The organism is Autumnicola psychrophila, from assembly GCF_031846645.1.
In the GTDB taxonomy this organism is placed as follows: domain Bacteria; phylum Bacteroidota; class Bacteroidia; order Flavobacteriales; family Flavobacteriaceae; genus Autumnicola; species Autumnicola psychrophila.
In genome coordinates this window covers 124,268-139,746 of record NZ_JAVRHN010000006.1, presented here as the reverse complement: position 1 = coordinate 139,746, position 15,479 = coordinate 124,268, and the positions used below count along the sequence as shown (strand labels likewise).

16 protein-coding genes are annotated in these 15,479 nt (G+C 36.5%); all 16 read left to right on the top strand.

The window, feature by feature from the left end:
- The 16 genes from RM541_RS09395 to RM541_RS09320 all read left to right on the top strand — a co-directional run bounded on the left by RM541_RS09395 (position 1) and on the right by RM541_RS09320 (position 15,453).
- Positions 1-921: a glycosyltransferase gene (locus RM541_RS09395; RefSeq protein ID WP_311499905.1), complete on the top strand. Its 921-nt coding sequence runs from the start codon at positions 1-3 to the stop codon at positions 919-921.
- Positions 921-1,616, top strand: a complete 696-nt coding sequence (locus tag RM541_RS09390; protein WP_311499904.1) for a GNAT family N-acetyltransferase — start codon at positions 921-923, stop codon at positions 1,614-1,616. Before RM541_RS09395 ends, RM541_RS09390 begins: the two co-directional genes overlap by 1 nt.
- Complete coding sequence (gene rffA, locus RM541_RS09385) at positions 1,613-2,752, top strand: dTDP-4-amino-4,6-dideoxygalactose transaminase (protein WP_311500050.1); 1,140 nt, start codon at positions 1,613-1,615, stop codon at positions 2,750-2,752. The genes RM541_RS09390 and rffA overlap by 4 nt, the downstream gene beginning before the upstream one ends.
- Before the next feature lie 84 nt (positions 2,753-2,836).
- On the top strand, positions 2,837-4,498 hold the full coding sequence (locus RM541_RS09380) for an ArnT family glycosyltransferase (protein ID WP_311499903.1): 1,662 nt from the start codon (positions 2,837-2,839) through the stop codon (positions 4,496-4,498).
- A gap of 318 nt (positions 4,499-4,816) precedes the next feature.
- Positions 4,817-5,833 carry a UDP-N-acetylglucosamine 4,6-dehydratase (inverting) gene (gene pseB / locus RM541_RS09375; protein WP_311499902.1) on the top strand — a complete coding sequence of 339 codons (1,017 nt, stop codon included), beginning with the start codon at positions 4,817-4,819 and terminating at the stop codon, positions 5,831-5,833.
- Between the two features lie 12 nt (positions 5,834-5,845).
- Positions 5,846-7,063, top strand: coding sequence for a UDP-4-amino-4,6-dideoxy-N-acetyl-beta-L-altrosamine transaminase (gene pseC / locus RM541_RS09370; protein WP_311499901.1), 1,218 nt, complete (start codon positions 5,846-5,848; stop codon positions 7,061-7,063).
- Positions 7,050-7,886: an aldo/keto reductase gene (locus RM541_RS09365; protein ID WP_311499900.1), complete on the top strand. Its 837-nt coding sequence runs from the start codon at positions 7,050-7,052 to the stop codon at positions 7,884-7,886. The genes pseC and RM541_RS09365 overlap by 14 nt, the downstream gene beginning before the upstream one ends.
- Positions 7,871-8,767, top strand: coding sequence for a Gfo/Idh/MocA family oxidoreductase (locus RM541_RS09360; protein WP_311499899.1), 897 nt, complete (start codon positions 7,871-7,873; stop codon positions 8,765-8,767). Before RM541_RS09365 ends, RM541_RS09360 begins: the two co-directional genes overlap by 16 nt.
- Positions 8,764-9,687, top strand: a complete 924-nt coding sequence (locus tag RM541_RS09355; RefSeq protein ID WP_311499898.1) for a Gfo/Idh/MocA family protein — start codon at positions 8,764-8,766, stop codon at positions 9,685-9,687. The genes RM541_RS09360 and RM541_RS09355 overlap by 4 nt, the downstream gene beginning before the upstream one ends.
- Complete coding sequence (locus RM541_RS09350; protein WP_311499897.1) at positions 9,674-10,366, top strand: acylneuraminate cytidylyltransferase family protein; 693 nt, start codon at positions 9,674-9,676, stop codon at positions 10,364-10,366. Before RM541_RS09355 ends, RM541_RS09350 begins: the two co-directional genes overlap by 14 nt.
- A 17-nt stretch (positions 10,367-10,383) precedes the next feature.
- Positions 10,384-10,911: a GNAT family N-acetyltransferase gene (locus RM541_RS09345; protein ID WP_311499896.1), complete on the top strand. Its 528-nt coding sequence runs from the start codon at positions 10,384-10,386 to the stop codon at positions 10,909-10,911.
- Entirely contained in the window at positions 10,908-11,873 is a 966-nt protein-coding gene (locus RM541_RS09340; protein ID WP_311499895.1) for a glycosyltransferase, read from the top strand. The genes RM541_RS09345 and RM541_RS09340 overlap by 4 nt, the downstream gene beginning before the upstream one ends.
- A 65-nt stretch (positions 11,874-11,938) precedes the next feature.
- Complete coding sequence (gene pseI, locus RM541_RS09335) at positions 11,939-12,958, top strand: pseudaminic acid synthase (RefSeq protein ID WP_311499894.1); 1,020 nt, start codon at positions 11,939-11,941, stop codon at positions 12,956-12,958.
- A gap of 111 nt (positions 12,959-13,069) precedes the next feature.
- The gene (locus RM541_RS09330; RefSeq protein WP_311499893.1) at positions 13,070-14,017 is read left to right on the top strand and encodes a sugar-transfer associated ATP-grasp domain-containing protein; all 948 of its coding nucleotides are present in this window, start codon (positions 13,070-13,072) and stop codon (positions 14,015-14,017) included.
- 67 nt (positions 14,018-14,084) lie between these two features.
- Positions 14,085-14,765, top strand: coding sequence for a formyl transferase (locus tag RM541_RS09325; RefSeq protein WP_311499892.1), 681 nt, complete (start codon positions 14,085-14,087; stop codon positions 14,763-14,765).
- Positions 14,743-15,453, top strand: coding sequence for a PIG-L deacetylase family protein (locus RM541_RS09320; RefSeq protein ID WP_311499891.1), 711 nt, complete (start codon positions 14,743-14,745; stop codon positions 15,451-15,453). The genes RM541_RS09325 and RM541_RS09320 overlap by 23 nt, the downstream gene beginning before the upstream one ends.
- The last annotated feature ends 26 nt before the right edge of the window (positions 15,454-15,479 follow it).

The window sequence follows — 15,479 nt, the reverse complement described above, 5'->3', positions numbered from 1 at the left end:
ATGCCCCACATTTCTATTGTTAGTCCTGTTTACAGAGCTGAGAGAACTATCCCGGTCTTAATTGAACGTATTGAAAAAAGTGTTCAAAAGATTACGAATGATTATGAAATCATCCTTGTTGAAGATGGAGGTCCCGATGATAGTTGGAAAGTCATTCAGGAATACGCTGAAAAAAATGATAAAATAATTGGGATTGAATTGAGTAGGAATTTTGGGCAACATTATGCCATTACTGCTGGTTTGGATTACGCCAAGGGTGACTGGGTGGTGGTAATGGATTGTGACTTACAGGACCAACCTGAAGAAATTCTAAAGTTGTACAATAAGGCACAAGAGGGTTTTGATGTGGTATTGGCGAGAAGGTTTGAAAGGAAAGACCATTTTTTCAAGCGATTTTTTTCCAAAGTATTCTACAGGTCTTTAGGTTACCTCACAGGATCTGAGCAAGATGAGAGTGTAGCCAATTTTGGGATCTACCATAGAAAAGTGGTGGATGCTGTTTGCTCTATGAGGGAATCTATAAGGTATTTCCCAACCATGGTAAAATGGGTAGGGTTTAGGACCACTAAAGTGAACGTGGACCATGATAATCGTTTAGAAGGGGAATCCAGTTATAATTTCAAGAGGTTGATAAACCTGGCAATGGATATCATTCTTGCTTTTTCAGATAAGCCTATACGCCTTTTGATCAAATTCGGTTTGATAATTTCAGTTTTGTCTGTTATTGTAGCTTTTATATATTTGGTAAAGTGGTTAACTGGCGGTGTGGTTGTTTTGGGGTACACAAGTCTTATTGTCTCCGTCTGGCTACTTTCGGGGGTTATTATTTCAACATTGGGCATTATTGGTTTGTATGTGGGGAAGACTTTTGAAGGGGTGAAACAACGTCCTATTTATATTGTAAAGAAAAAAATAAATTAATGGTTCAAAAAGCTGAATGGGATTCTAATTTTTTCGGTTTTCCTGTGGGAAAAGTAAATTTGAAGTCCGTTGATAATTTTGAAGAGGTAATACTAGCTTCTGAAAAATTTAAATTAGTATACGTGTTTTCTGATGTTGAAATAAATGAGCCATCACTTGATCTTGTTGATAAAAAAATCATTTATAAGAAAGCTCTGGAGGCAAATAAAGAAATAAATCCAGTTGAAGGAAACGGAGATCTTACTTCCTTTGATCCAAAAATCCATTCTTATGATCATTTACTGGAACTGGCACATTTAAGTGGTACCTATTCGAGGTTCAAATTAGATAGTAATATTCCAGGCTCCCGTTTTTTGGAAATGTATAAATTATGGCTGGATAATAGCATAAACAAGAAAATAGCCTTTGAAACTTTGGTTAGCATTACCGAAGGGAATATTTCTGGTTTTGTTACTTTGGGAAAAAAAGATTCAGATTGTTCACAAATAGGCTTAATAGCAGTGAATGGCGATTATCAGGGAAGGAGCATAGGATCGAGGTTAATTTCGGAATGTGAAATTTTAAGCCAGGGAAAAGGATTTTCCTCAATAGAAGTGACTACCCAAGGTGAGAATAAAGCTGCATGTGGGCTTTATGAAAAGAATAATTTTAATATCAAAAGCGCCCAATATATCTATCACTTATGGAACAAATGATACCCTTCAACAAACCTTATCTTACAGGAAAAGAAGCACATTACATGTATGATGCTGTGCATACCGGAAAATTATCAGGTAACGGAAAATACACTGGATTATGCCATGAATTTTTAAAGAAAAAATATGGGTTTGGAAAGTGCCTTTTAACAACCTCCTGTACAGATGCGCTTGAAATGGCTGCCTTGTTACTCGATATTAAGGCGGGGGATGAAGTGATTATGCCTTCTTATACTTTTGTGAGCACAGCAAATGCATTTGTATTGAGGGGCGCGCACTTGGTTTTTGTTGATAGTAGGGAAGATCATCCTGGAATGGATGAAGATAAAATAGAAGAATTAATTACTGAAAAAACAAAAGCTATTGTACCTGTGCATTATGCAGGTGTGGCTTGTGATATTGATAAAATAATGACCCTAGCCACTAAATACAATCTATATGTGGTAGAGGATGCAGCACAGGCTATTGAAAGCTTTTACACGGGAAAAGATGGTGTTAAACGAGCTTTGGGTTCTATAGGGCATCTAGCGGCTTTTTCTTTTCATGAAACAAAGAACATTATTTCAGGGGAAGGGGGAATGCTGGCAATTAATGATCCACAGTTTATGGAACGGGCTGAAATCCTATGGGAAAAAGGAACCAACCGTTCGGCATTTTTTAGGGGAGAGGTAGATAAATATGGATGGGTAGATGTGGGAAGTTCTTTTTTGCCTTCAGAGATTATAGCTGCTTTTTTATGGGCTCAATTGGAAAATTTGCAAGGTATTCAGGAGAAAAGACTGGAGCATTGGAACCAATACTATGAAGGATTGAACGATTGGGGTGCTGGAAAAATCTTGGACCTACCACATATACCGGAATTCGCCACCAACAATGCACACATGTTTTATTTGGTCTGCAAAGAAGCCGATCAACGAGATCGGATTATTGAAAAATTAAAAGAACATAAGGTGCATGCTGTTTTTCATTATTTAAGCCTTCATAAAAGTCCGTTTTATAAAGATAAACATGGTGATCGTACTTTAGAACACGCTGATGATTATTCTGAATGCTTGTTGAGATTGCCCTTATTTTACGAATTAAAAGGGGAGGGAATTGATAGGATAATCAACATTTTAAAGGATGCCGAATTATAAATTAATATTGTCCTCCTCAATTTTAATTGGCAGTCTTTTCGAGAAACCTTTAGTAAACCCGTAAAAGATAAAATTACTTAATTCATGAGGTCAAATAATTTTTTGAGAACTAAGGGGGTTTTTTTACTGGGGCTACTTATAATGTTGCTAAAGCTTTTCATTATAGATATGGATCCCCCTGTTTGGAAAGAGACTTTATATCAACCTATTGATGAACCATATTATGTGTATCCGGCATATAATTATTTTGAAACAGGTGATCTTTTTATGGCAGATAATGCTGTGGTATTTGGCAATTCTATCTTATTGAATGTTATTACCTACTTTTCTTTGGATATTTTCGGGGACAACTATATGGGCTTAAGGTTCAGTTCAATACTATTTGGTATTATCGCCCTCTTTTTCTTCGTTTTGCTGTTAATCAGTGTAACCAGTAATGTTAAGCTACGGTATGCAGTGGTATTGTGTTTTGTGCTGAATTTTTCATTTACTACAGCTAATATCATTTTAGAACCAACTATGGTAAGAATGATGGCGGCAATTTTCTGTTTATGGTTGGTGGTGCGGTGGAAGGAAAAGCAAGCAGAAGTTGGTAAAAGCTTGATCTGGAAATCTGCTTTAATCTGTCTTTTATTTTTGTTTTCTTATCCTACGAATGCGTTCTTGGTATTGGCAGCTTATATTGCACTTGTTTTAACCAAAACTCCCTGGCAGCAAGAGAATGTGAAATGGATCAACTTCAATGATTTTTGGAAAGGGAGTATTTATTTTGGGATTGGTGGTTTGATCTCTTTATTCATTTATTTCTTGATCAACTTATCTCTGGATGTGGATATGCTTTCAGATATTTTTGATAGGGGCTCAAAATATGAAGGTAGGACAGGCTTTAATCCCAGGGGCCTTGTAGTTAATTTCTTTAAGCTTGTTCTGGCAAACTCTTTTAGGTTTAATCCCTTATGGCTTGTAGTTTCGGTATTGGCAATTGCTGGTGTTTTTCTTTCTAAGTGGAAACGGTTTAGTTTTACTGTTTTTGCCACTTTGCTATTTGTAGGCAGTTTTATGCTGCAAACAATTTTCGTCAATGACTTTCCGTGGCGAAAATTAATAATCCTTCTCCCTTTCCTGTTGCTTCTAGTAGCCAATGGATGTGAGGCTATCTGGGATAACAGAAATAATATAAATAAAAAGCGATTAATTTCAATTACTGCATCAAGCCTTTTAGTGCTAATGCTACTTATATATTGGGAGCAGGTTTTTTTCAACTCCCATCTGGTTCCATTGGTTACCACTGCACTGGGTATAATTTTAATTTTCTATGCCATTGTTAGGAAGGTGAATAGTAAAACCGTGCCAGTTGTTCTATTTGTATTATTACTTCTTCCAGAAATTTATTATACAATGCAGCATTATTTAATTAACCCCACCTATCACTACAAAAATATGTATAAGTCCCTCTCTAAATATGACGGTTACAATTTTATTGGAGGTAGTTCAATGGGGTTTCGGGTATATAATCAAACGGTTCCACTATTAAGCAAGTACCTCTATTACGATAGGATGGATGAATATTGGAATGACACCGAAAAACTTTCCCATAATGGTCAAAAAGACTATTCCATTGATTATGATTTTCTAGAAGAAGAATATAGGAAAATAGGTTTTAAACCAGTTAAATTATTAATGCCTGCTGAAAATTCGGTGTCTGATAAAGATATCATCCTATACGAGGAAATAGAGGTTAAGTAATGGATTAAATGATCAACTTTTTCTTTTAAAGAATAATTAAAGTACTCAGTCTATTCTTTATAAAATTAAAAAAGGAATTTCCGGTATCTTCTACTATTCTTCATGTTTATTTTCGGCGACAAATAAAGAAGCTTTTTTAGAGAGTTTTCTGTTGAGTGCCAATCTAAAAGGGTATAACAATTACTAGTGAAATAATATTCCTTAGGACTCCATTTACCCGTTTGTTACTTGTTAAAGTATAATTAAAATAAAGGCAGTTGCCCTTCTAGCCCCTTTAAAGTTTTTATCTTTAACAATTCTAAAAAATTAAACTCATATATGTTGGATTTATCTGGTAAATCTGTCCTAATTACGGGCGGAACAGGATCATTGGGAAAAGCTTTAACTGCACATATTTTAAAACAATCCCCTCAAATCAAAAGGCTGGTAATTTTTTCCAGGGATGAGCAGAAACAATTTGAAATGGCTCAGGATTACCCTTCCTCAAAATTCCCTCAACTTCGTTTTTTTATTGGTGATGTGAGGGATTACGAAAGGGTGAAAAGGGCTTTTCGAGGGGTGGATTATGTAATTCATGCCGCAGCCATGAAGCATGTTCCAATTGCAGAATATAACCCAATGGAATGTGTGAAAACAAACATTCTGGGGGCAGAAAATATCATCAATGCTTGTACAGATACTGGTGTGACAAGTGTGGTGGCTTTGTCTACAGATAAAGCAGCTGCGCCTGTGAACCTATATGGAGCCACCAAGCTGGCTTCAGATAAATTATTTGTCGCTGCAAACAATATTGTGGGTTCCAATCCTATTCGTTTTTCAGTGGTTAGATATGGAAATGTAATGGGATCCAACGGTTCAGTAATTCCATTTTTCCTGAAAAAGAAGAAAGAGGGGGTTTTGCCAATTACAGATCCAACTATGACAAGGTTCAATATTTCCTTACAGGGAGGTGTGGATATGGTGATGCATGCACTTGAGAATGCTTGGGGAGGAGAAATTTTTGTTCCGAAGATACCTTCTTATAAAATCACAGATGTAGCTGAAGCTATAGGACCTGAGTGTGAAAAACCTGTGGTTGGGATCCGTCCTGGTGAGAAGATCCATGAGGAAATGATCACTTCTTCCGATTCTTTTTATACCTATGACCTTGGTAAATATTATGTTATAGTTCCCACCACCCATCGTTGGAAAGTAGAGGATTTCGTAAAGGAATTTAAGGCTGAAAAAGTTGCAATGGGCTTTAAATATAATTCTGGTGAAAATACCGAATGGGAATCAGTGGACAGGCTAAGGGAACTCATCAAAGAACATGTAGATCCTTCTTTTGAAGCATAACAACCAGGTACTATGAAAAATATTATACCATACGGAAGGCAGAATATTACAGATGAGGATATAATTGCCGTAGTAGAAACCTTAAAATCTGATTTCCTTACCCAAGGTCCAAGGATTGCGGAATTTGAAGAAGCTTTTGCTGATTATTGTGGGAGCAAATACGCAGTGGCCGTTTCCAACGGTACGGCGGCTTTGCACTTATGTGTGCTTGCTTTAGATGTGAAAAAAGGTGATAAGGTAATTACGACCCCAATCACTTTTGCAGCTTCTGCCAATTGTGTGAGGTACTGCGGGGGCGAAGTGGTCTTTGCCGATATAGATTCTGAAACATATCTTCTTGATATCAATAATGTTCGCAACCTGCTGGAACGTTCCCCAAAAGGCACTTACAAGGGTATTATTCCTGTAGATTTTGCCGGAAGAGCTGTAGATCTTGAAGCTTTTAGAAAGCTGGCAAATGAGTATGATCTTTGGATTATAGAGGACTCCTGCCATGCGCCCGGAGGTTCTTTTGAAGATTCCAATGGTGAAAAACAAATTTGCGGCAATGGGAAATTTGCCGAACTTTCCATATTTTCTTTTCACCCGGTGAAGCACATTGCCAGCGGCGAAGGCGGAATGATCACTACAGATGATAAAGATCTTTATGAAAAATTACTTCAGCTAAGAACCCACGGAATTGTAAAAGGCGATGAGAAATACCAAAACTCCATAGAATTTGCCCAAGGTGTTGAAGAATCTCAAATCTCAAATCTCAAATCTCAAGTCTATCCAGGTTGGTATATGGAAATGCAGGATTTGGGCTATAATTACCGAATCACCGATTTTCAGGCTGCGTTAGGTTCCAGCCAGTTAAAGAGGGCAGATGAAGGCCTGGAGCGACGAAGGGAGCTGGCTTCCCAGTATTATGAAGCTTTTAAAAATTCAGAGTTTATAAAAGGTCAATCGGGTGAAATTGATGGCCATGCCTATCACCTTTATATCATTGAAGTTGATGATCGCCTTGGGTTATACAACTTTTTGAGGGAGCAAAATATTTATGCCCAAATTCATTATATCCCCTGCCATTTAATGCCTTATTACAGAGATAGAGGCTGGAAAGAAGGTGATTTGCCATATTCTGAAGAATATTATAAACATTGTATTAGTCTACCTATGTTTCCTACCCTTAGCAATGAAGAACAATCTTTTGTAATTGAAAAGATAAATTCATTCTATGCAGGTTCGTGATAAATTAGGATTAGGTACAGTTCAATTTGGTTTATCGTATGGAATCTCAAATAAAGCTGGGAAAACATCTGATGAGGAAGTACAAAAAATATTAAAAACTGCTGAGCAGAAGGGAATCAATGTTCTTGATTCTGCATCTGCCTATGGAAATGCAGAAGAAGTTTTAGGTCAAAACGATATTTCCGGTTTTAAACTGGTGTCAAAATTTTTACCTCCTTCAGAAGGGAAAATGGTTATAAGCCAGCTTAAGCAAAGTTTAAAAAACCTTCGGCTTAATTATTTATACGGCTATCTTGCTCACCGCCCAATGGAGCTTTTAATTCATCCGGAACAGTGGGGGGAATTGCTGGATTTTAAGGCTGAAGGGATAGTGGAAAAAATTGGTTTTTCACTTAATGAACCCGAAGAACTTGAAAAACTTTTAGAAAAGGGCTTTGTTCCAGATTTAATACAGGTTCCCTACAATTATTTTGACCGCAGGTTTGAATCAGCTATTATTAATTTGAAAGATAAAGGCTGTGAGGTCCATACAAGATCGGCTTTTTTGCAAGGTTTGTTTTTTATGGATCCTAATGAACTTCAGGATCATTTTGCTGAAGTAAAACCTCTTTTAGAGCAACTTCAGGAAATAAAACCGCTTAATGGTGCTTTGTTAAAGTTTGTTCTTGAAAGACCGTTTATAGATAAAGTGATAACCGGGGTAGAGAATGAAGCGCAATTAATGCAGAATATCGACAGTATTGAAATAGCAGCTACTTTACCAGAACTTGAAAAAACCATATCGAACGATATTCTAATACCTTCCAGATGGTCAAAAAGTTAAAAATAGGAGTGATAGGAATGAGCGAAGGAAATGGGCACCCCTATTCCTGGAGTGCCATTTTTAATGGCTACGATCCCGAAGCAATGAAAGATTGTCCTTTCCATGTGATTCCTGAATACCTTTCCAAACAAAATTTTCCTGAGGATAGCCTTAGCGAATATGGAGAGGTAACGCATATTTGGACGCAAGATAAAGAGGTGTCCAAACATATTGCTGCAGCTGCCAAAATCGAGAATGTAGTAGAGAATATTGAAGATATGATAGGGGAGGTAGATGCAGTTCTACTGGCCAGAGATGATGCTGAAAACCATCCTGAGATGTCCCGACCATTTCTTGAAGCCGGTCTCCCGGTCTTTATTGATAAACCTTTTGCATTAAGCATGAAAGATGCACAAGAAATGCTGTCCTGGAGCACTTTCGAATCGCAAATTTATACCTGTTCTGCCATTCGTTTTGCAGAGGAAATGAAACTTGATGACGAGGAAAAAAAAGAATTGGGCAGTATACACTATATTGAAGCTTCTATAGGTAAATATTGGGATACCTATGCCATACACCTGTTAGATCCCATTGTAACAATGTTTCCTGAAAGGGGCGACCTTCTGGAAGTAAAAGCTGTTAAGAATGGGGAAATTCATTTAACGCTCATTAAATGGAAGAATTTAAGTGCCTATATTAAGGTGACAGGAACTGTAAAATCTCCTTTCGCAATAACTTTTTATGGAACCGAAAAAAGCATTACGAAAAAATTTAGCAGTACCTATTCCTCATTTAAAAGATCTTTATATGAATTTGTTCAGCAGGTAAATACTAAAAAACAGCTTATTCCAACAGGGCAAACTTTGGAACTGGTAAAAATAATTGAAATGGGCAGGGTATGAAAATTTTATTAATAGGTTTGGGTTCTATTGGTCGCAGGCATTTGAGCCATCTTCAACAAATAGGAGGTTTGGATCTTGCTGCACTTCGAACTCAAAAAGGGCAAATAAAAAAAGAAGGAGATATCACCGAATTTTACAATTTGGAGGATGCTCTTAATTTCAAACCAGATGGTGTTATTATTTCTAACCCCACATCTTTACACGTAGAATCTGCTATCCCTTTTTTGGAAAAGGGTATTAAAGTACTTATTGAAAAACCAATTGATACCTCTGTGAAAAACGCAGAGCTGCTAGAAAAGTACAGCGATTTGATAAGGATAGCATACTGTATGCGATTTTATCCTGTAAATCCATTTTTGAAACAACGTTTTAAAGATGAACCCCCCTTTAAAGTTGGTTTTAAAAGGTCATTTTATTTACCAAAATGGCATCCGTATGCCGATTATAAAAAGGAATATACTGCCTTGAAATCCCTTGGCGGAGGTGTAATAAGAACCCTTAGCCATGAGATTGACCTTTCCCTGGATTGGTTTGGAGAACCACAGGAAATTGCAGGTGTTGTAGATAAAGTTTCCTTTTTGGAAATAGATACAGATGATTATGCTTTTTTTACTACCAAATCTGGAAATACCAGGATAAATTTTGAACTTGACTTCTTTTCTCCTGTTAATGTGAAAGTTTTTGAAGCTTACACAGCAAAGGGTAAATATGAATGGGGAGCCAATGCGGTTTTCTTTACGGCGTATGATAGTGATTCTAAAGAAATATTGTTTACTGCTTCTGCAGAAGCTTATACGCAAATGTACCAGGATCAAATGGAAGATTTCTGTAATTTCATTTCATCTGGAAATAGCCTTAATGCATCATTTGAAGATGGGATTAACGTATTAAAAATAATAGAGAAAGTTGAAAAAAGATAAAAGAGTAGTAGCAATAATTCCGGCAAGGGGCGGTTCCAAAAGGATTCCGAAAAAGAACATTATAGATTTTAATGGAAAACCCTTAATTGCCTGGACCATTGAAGCTGCAAAAAAATCAGGATTGTTTGAAAAAATAATTGTTAGTACAGACTCTGAAGAAATTGCAGAAGTAGCTCGAGAATATGGAGCTGAAGTTCCTTTCCTGAGAGATACCGCTGCAGATGATCATAGCCCTGTAAGTGAAGCCACTTTAAGGACTATTTTACAATTGGAAGAAACAGGGGAAACTTATGATGAAGTGGTGCAGTTATTTGCGGTGTGTCCTTTGCGTGATGATGTAGATATTGTCAACAGCTATACATACTTCCGTGAGAAAGAAGTGCCATTTGTTTTATCCTGCTATAAATATGTTTGGATGAACCCCTGGTGGGCTGTAACCTTAAACGAAAAAAATGAACCCAACTGGATTTTAAAAGATACACGTAAAAGGTCCCAGGACCTGCCAGATCTTTTTTCACCTACCGGTGCAATCTGGATAGCTAATATAGAAGCTCTTAAAAGGGATAAAACCTTTTATGGGAAAGATCACATTTTCTGGGAGATGGACTGGAAAAAGGCTGTAGATGTTGATAACTATGAAGATCTTGAACTGGCTACTGCTTTAAAAACCTTACTATAAAATCTTATTTGGTGCCTATGGAAACAAAAAAAGAATTCATTAGGAGGCTTAGGGAGTTGGAAGCTCCAGAAGGATTTTCGTGGGAGCTTATAAATAAAGACTATGCTCCAACTATTGTGAAATGGAGAAATGATCCGGCAATTCTCTCCTTTATGGAAATGGATAAAAAGATAAAACTTGAGGATCAACTTGCATTTTTAAACAGATACGATTCTTTTGAAAGGGTGGATGTTGTGCTCTCTTCAGAAAAACCTGTTGGAGTCTTTAACATCAAAAATTTTGAAACCCAACCAGAGTACGGTGCAATTATAGGAGAAGCAGATTATAGAGGAAAAGGATTAGGCTCCCGTGTGAAACTGCTTCTATTTAAATACTGGTTTCAAACCTTGAATAAGGAGGAGATCTTTGTAAAGAATAAAGTTTCAAATGAAAAGATCATAAGATCTAATGAAGCCTGGGGCTTTAAGAAGTTTAAAGAGGAGCAGGGTGTTATCACCCTTAGGTTGGAAAAGCAGGATTTTCTTGATAAAAAAATAAATAAATGAAGATTTATTTCTTAACTGAATATTCAAAAAATATAGGTTTTGGGCATTTAAGCAGATGTTCTTCCCTTGCTGATGCTTTTACAGAAGCAGGATATGATGTTACTTTTTTTATTAGGGAGTGGGAAAATGAAGAGCTGAAACTTGATCACAAAAAAGAGAAAGTCGAATGGATCAATATAGAGCATTTAAGAAACCTTATATCTTCTGAAGATATTATCGTTTTTGATACGTACAGGGTTTCAAAAAACGATCTTGATTTAATAGCTTCAGAATATAAACATATTGTTTCCATTGCAGATTCTAACCTGAATTATGCAAGTCGGGGTGTGGTTGCATTAGGCAGCATTTATGGAAAGGAGTTAAATTTAAGCTCCGGCTCAATCACTTTTTTAGCCGGACCGGAATACCTTTTGTTCCGGAAAATATTTTGGGATCTCCCGAAACGGGAAATTAAGGAAAATGTTCAGCAAATTCTAATAAGTTTAGGAGGACATATAAATAAAGAGGTTTTGGAAATTGCTATTTCTTCATTATCTCTTTGTTTCAGCAAAAGCAAAGTGAAAGTTCTGGGCAATTCAGAAATTGAAACTTCGGGTAATGTAGAATTTATGGGTTTTCTAGATCCTTCAGACTTAATAAAAGAATATCAACAAGCAGACCTGGTGATTACCAATGGTGGGCAAACACTTAATGAAGTAATCTTATTGGGAATTCCTGCAATAGGTGTTGTGGTGGCAAATAACCAGGAAAGAAATGTACAGGCCTGGAATAAGCTGGGGGTGCTTCAAAAAAACCTTCAGGCAAATTCAGGTGATTTTCAGGGTAATTTGGAAGAAGTACTTGGTGAGATAAAAAAATTTGAAAGGAGAATTGAAATAACTACCAAAGGGAATACCTTAATTGATTCACGTGGTGCCCGGCGTGTTGTAGAACATATTGGGAAGAGTTGGATCAAAAATTAGGATATTCACATTCCAAGTGGTACCTTATTATTAATGGTTAACAATAATTAGAAAGAAAAAGAAAGATGAAAGATAGTGGATTATATATTATAGCAGAGTTGTCTGCAAATCATAACAATGATTTTGATTTAGCTGTAAAGACAATAGAAGCTATGGCAAAAACAGGTGCCGATGCTGTTAAAATACAAACGTATACGGCAGATTCTATGACCATAGATGTAAAGGATGAAAACAACCCTTACTTCCAGCCTAAAGATTCCGGTCTTTGGAAAGGCTACAGGCTCTATGATCTTTATACAGAAGCTTCCATGCCTTATGAGTGGCAGCCTAAATTGAAAAAGATCTCTGAAGACCTGGGAATGGAATTCTTTAGTTCTCCTTTTGATATAGATGCAGTGGAATTTCTTGAAACCATGGATGTGCCTATTTATAAAATTGCATCTTTTGAAATTACAGACATCCCATTGATAAAACATGCTGCTTCAAAAAATAAGCCTATGATCATTTCAACGGGTCTCGCCGATATGGAAGATATTGAACTGGCCGTTAATGCCTGTCGCGAAGTAGGAAATAACGATATTACCTTATTAAAATGTACTTCTCAATATCCCGCTACGGTAGAGGATGCAAATTTAATTTCGATACCAGAACTTAAAAAAAGATTTGGGGTCAAAGTTGGAGTGTCAGATCATACAATGGGTAGTACCGTTCCGGTGGTAGCAGTGAGTTTGGGTGCAAAAGTAATTGAAAAGCATTTTATTTTAGATAGATCCCTGGGCGGGGCAGATTCTGCTTTTTCTATGGAACCAGATGAATTTGCAGCCATGGTCACTGCAGCCAGGGAGGCAGAAAAGGCTATTGGTGAGGTGGTTTTTGAGGTTACAGAACCAAATAAACTTAGAAGAAGATCCTTATTTGTGGTCCAGGATATCAAACAGGGAGACGTTTTTACTGAAGATAATATTCGTTCCATACGACCTGGTCACGGGTTGGCTCCTAAATATTATGATACTCTAATTGGTAAAACCGCGAGTCGTGATCTAAAGAGGGGGGCGCCACTTTCTATCAATGATATAAAGCACTAAAGAAATAATATGGAATTAAGTGTAACCAGTTTTTCAGAAACAGATTTCTATAGAAAGAATTTTCTTGATAAAGAAGTTCCGAATATAGATGTCTCAGAATGGATCTTCTTATTGAAAAAAGGGTTTGATACGGAAAGTATTATTCTTTACTCACTTAATAAGGACAATTTCAGACATTATCTACCGGATTCTATACGTTATAAAATTTCTCTGCAGTCGAACCGTGGGTATTGGCCAGTTCTACATGATAAACTGATTTTTTATAGATATATTAAGAATTTACTGCCGACACCTGAGCTCATTGCGACTGTTTTTGATGGAAATGTGACCTACTTAAATACAGGTTATGGAGATACTAATTTTTTAGACGTGATTATAAATGCAGGTGGAGTAGTTTTAAAACATTTGCAAGGGGCAAAAGGAAAGGGAATTTTTTTTCTCCTCTATTGTAATGATCATTTTATTCTTCAGGGGAAGCCCATCAAAAAATCAGATGTAAAACTTATTTTAAAAGAATTGGACTGCTACGGCATTTTTCAATATCAACAGCAACATGAATTTTTTTCTAAAATATTTTCCGGTGTTGCAAATACTATCAGATTAGTGACTTTTTACGATAATGAAGAGAATGAATCTTTTATTTTTGCAGCTGTCCTCCGAATGGGAAACTCATCTTCAGATTCTATTGTTGATAATTTTTCCCAAGGTGGCTTAATTTCAATGATTGATCTTTCTACTGGCGAACTCTCCGGTTGGAAAAGAAAGGGGGAAAATGGGAAAGTTTTGGAAGGAACTGCTCATCCTGATACTGGTACAATAATACAAGGAAAAAGGGTGCCACACTGGTCTATGATCAAGGAGGAATTCCTGAACATGTTATCAAAAGAACCTATTTTTGATTATGTAGGATGGGATGTCATGGTAACTGCTGAAGGTTTTACAGTTATAGAAGGTAATCATAATCCTGATTTAAATTTGATACAGTTATTCCAACCTTATCTGCAGGATCGTAGGACAATGAATTATTTTTCAAGATTAGGTATTTTTAAAGCTTTTTAATCTCCTAGTTCCTATATGAGTGAGTATTCAATGAAGTATTTCTTATAAATTGATCAAAATAATTAGCATGAAAACTTTTATAGTTTTATCAGAGAAGAGCTGGCATAGGAATCTCTTTGAGTCTCTTAATAAAAATCTGGCTGAGTATCATTGGGTTTTAATAGATGAAAAAGAAAAGTTTGTTTTGGGTTTATTAGAAGAACTTCAACCTGACAAAATATTCATTCCTCATTGGTCCTATATTATTCCCGCTTCTATTTATGAAAAGTTTGATTGTGTGGTGTTTCATGAAACAGATCTACCTTTTGGAAGAGGTGGAAGTCCTATTCAAAATTTAATTGCCAGGGGTTTTCAGGATACTCAAATATCGGCTTTAAAAGCAGGAAAAGGTCTTGATACAGGTCCTGTTTATTTAAAAAAGGATTTGAATCTCAATGGGACCACTAAAGAAATTTTTCTAAGATGTTCAAATATTATTGAGGAGATGATCGATGAGATCATCGAAAAAGATATAGAACCGGTTCCTCAAAAAGGAGATGTTGTTGAATTCAAAAGAAGAAAACCAGAAGACGGTGATCTTGGTGATCTTATAGATGTAGAAAAAGTTTTTGATTATATAAGGATGCTTGATTGTGAAGGTTATCCTGCAGCTTTTATAGAAAATGAACATTTTAGATTTGAATTTACAAGGGCATCATTAAAATCAGAAAAAGAAATTATAGCAGATGTTAGAATCATTAAGAAATAAAAAAATATTAATTGTTGTAGCACATCCCGATGATGAACTTTTGGGTTTGGGAGCTACAATGTACCAGTTAAATAAAGATTATTCCTGTGAAACCAGGGTGGTCATCCTCGGGGAAGGAATCACTTCACGGGCAGAAGTGAGGGATCCTGAAAAATGGGAGAAAGAGCTAAAAATACATAGAGAGAATATAAAAAATGCTCAGGAAGCAATAGGGTATGGCTCTGTAGGTATTTATGACTTTCCCGATAATCGTTTTGATACTGTTTCTTTGTTGGACATCATTAAAGTTATTGAAAAGGAAAAGCAGGATTTTGATCCTGAAGTTATTTTTACGCACCACGGTGGGGATGTAAATGTTGATCATCAACGCACTTTTGAAGCTGTTGTTACAGCCATAAGACCTATGAAAGATGAGCGGGTAAAAACGCTGATAACCTTTGAAACCCCATCAGGAACCGAATGGAGAGCGGCTACAGATCCGCGGCATTTTGTGCCAAATATGTACGTAAGTGTGAGCGAAGAGGCAATTGAAGCAAAAATAAAGGGAATGGAAAGCTACGAATTTGAGAAAAGGCAGTATCCGCACCCACGTTCTCCCGAAGCTTTAAAAATCCAGGCACAGCGGTGGGGAATTGCTGTGGGAAAAGATTTTGCAGAAGCGTTTACCCTTGTAAGAAATATAAGTTAAAAATTAAGCCTCAATTTTTGAAGAGA

What these genes read in the sequence shown, in the direction of transcription:
- RM541_RS09355 (WP_311499898.1), top strand. Translation starts at nt 8,764, where the DNA reads ATGAAAATTTTATTAATAGGTTTGGGTTCTATTGGTCGCAGGCATTTG.
- rffA (WP_311500050.1), top strand. Translation starts at nt 1,613, where the DNA reads ATGATACCCTTCAACAAACCTTATCTTACAGGAAAAGAAGCACATTAC.
- RM541_RS09365 (WP_311499900.1), top strand. Translation starts at nt 7,050, where the DNA reads ATGCAGGTTCGTGATAAATTAGGATTAGGTACAGTTCAATTTGGTTTA.
- RM541_RS09390 (WP_311499904.1), top strand. Translation starts at nt 921, where the DNA reads ATGGTTCAAAAAGCTGAATGGGATTCTAATTTTTTCGGTTTTCCTGTG.
- pseC (WP_311499901.1), top strand. Translation starts at nt 5,846, where the DNA reads ATGAAAAATATTATACCATACGGAAGGCAGAATATTACAGATGAGGAT.
- pseB (WP_311499902.1), top strand. Translation starts at nt 4,817, where the DNA reads ATGTTGGATTTATCTGGTAAATCTGTCCTAATTACGGGCGGAACAGGA.
- RM541_RS09345 (WP_311499896.1), top strand. Translation starts at nt 10,384, where the DNA reads ATGGAAACAAAAAAAGAATTCATTAGGAGGCTTAGGGAGTTGGAAGCT.
- RM541_RS09340 (WP_311499895.1), top strand. Translation starts at nt 10,908, where the DNA reads ATGAAGATTTATTTCTTAACTGAATATTCAAAAAATATAGGTTTTGGG.
- RM541_RS09360 (WP_311499899.1), top strand. Translation starts at nt 7,871, where the DNA reads ATGGTCAAAAAGTTAAAAATAGGAGTGATAGGAATGAGCGAAGGAAAT.
- RM541_RS09325 (WP_311499892.1), top strand. Translation starts at nt 14,085, where the DNA reads ATGAAAACTTTTATAGTTTTATCAGAGAAGAGCTGGCATAGGAATCTC.
- RM541_RS09380 (WP_311499903.1), top strand. Translation starts at nt 2,837, where the DNA reads ATGAGGTCAAATAATTTTTTGAGAACTAAGGGGGTTTTTTTACTGGGG.
- RM541_RS09395 (WP_311499905.1), top strand. Translation starts at nt 1, where the DNA reads ATGCCCCACATTTCTATTGTTAGTCCTGTTTACAGAGCTGAGAGAACT.
- pseI (WP_311499894.1), top strand. Translation starts at nt 11,939, where the DNA reads ATGAAAGATAGTGGATTATATATTATAGCAGAGTTGTCTGCAAATCAT.
- RM541_RS09320 (WP_311499891.1), top strand. Translation starts at nt 14,743, where the DNA reads ATGTTAGAATCATTAAGAAATAAAAAAATATTAATTGTTGTAGCACAT.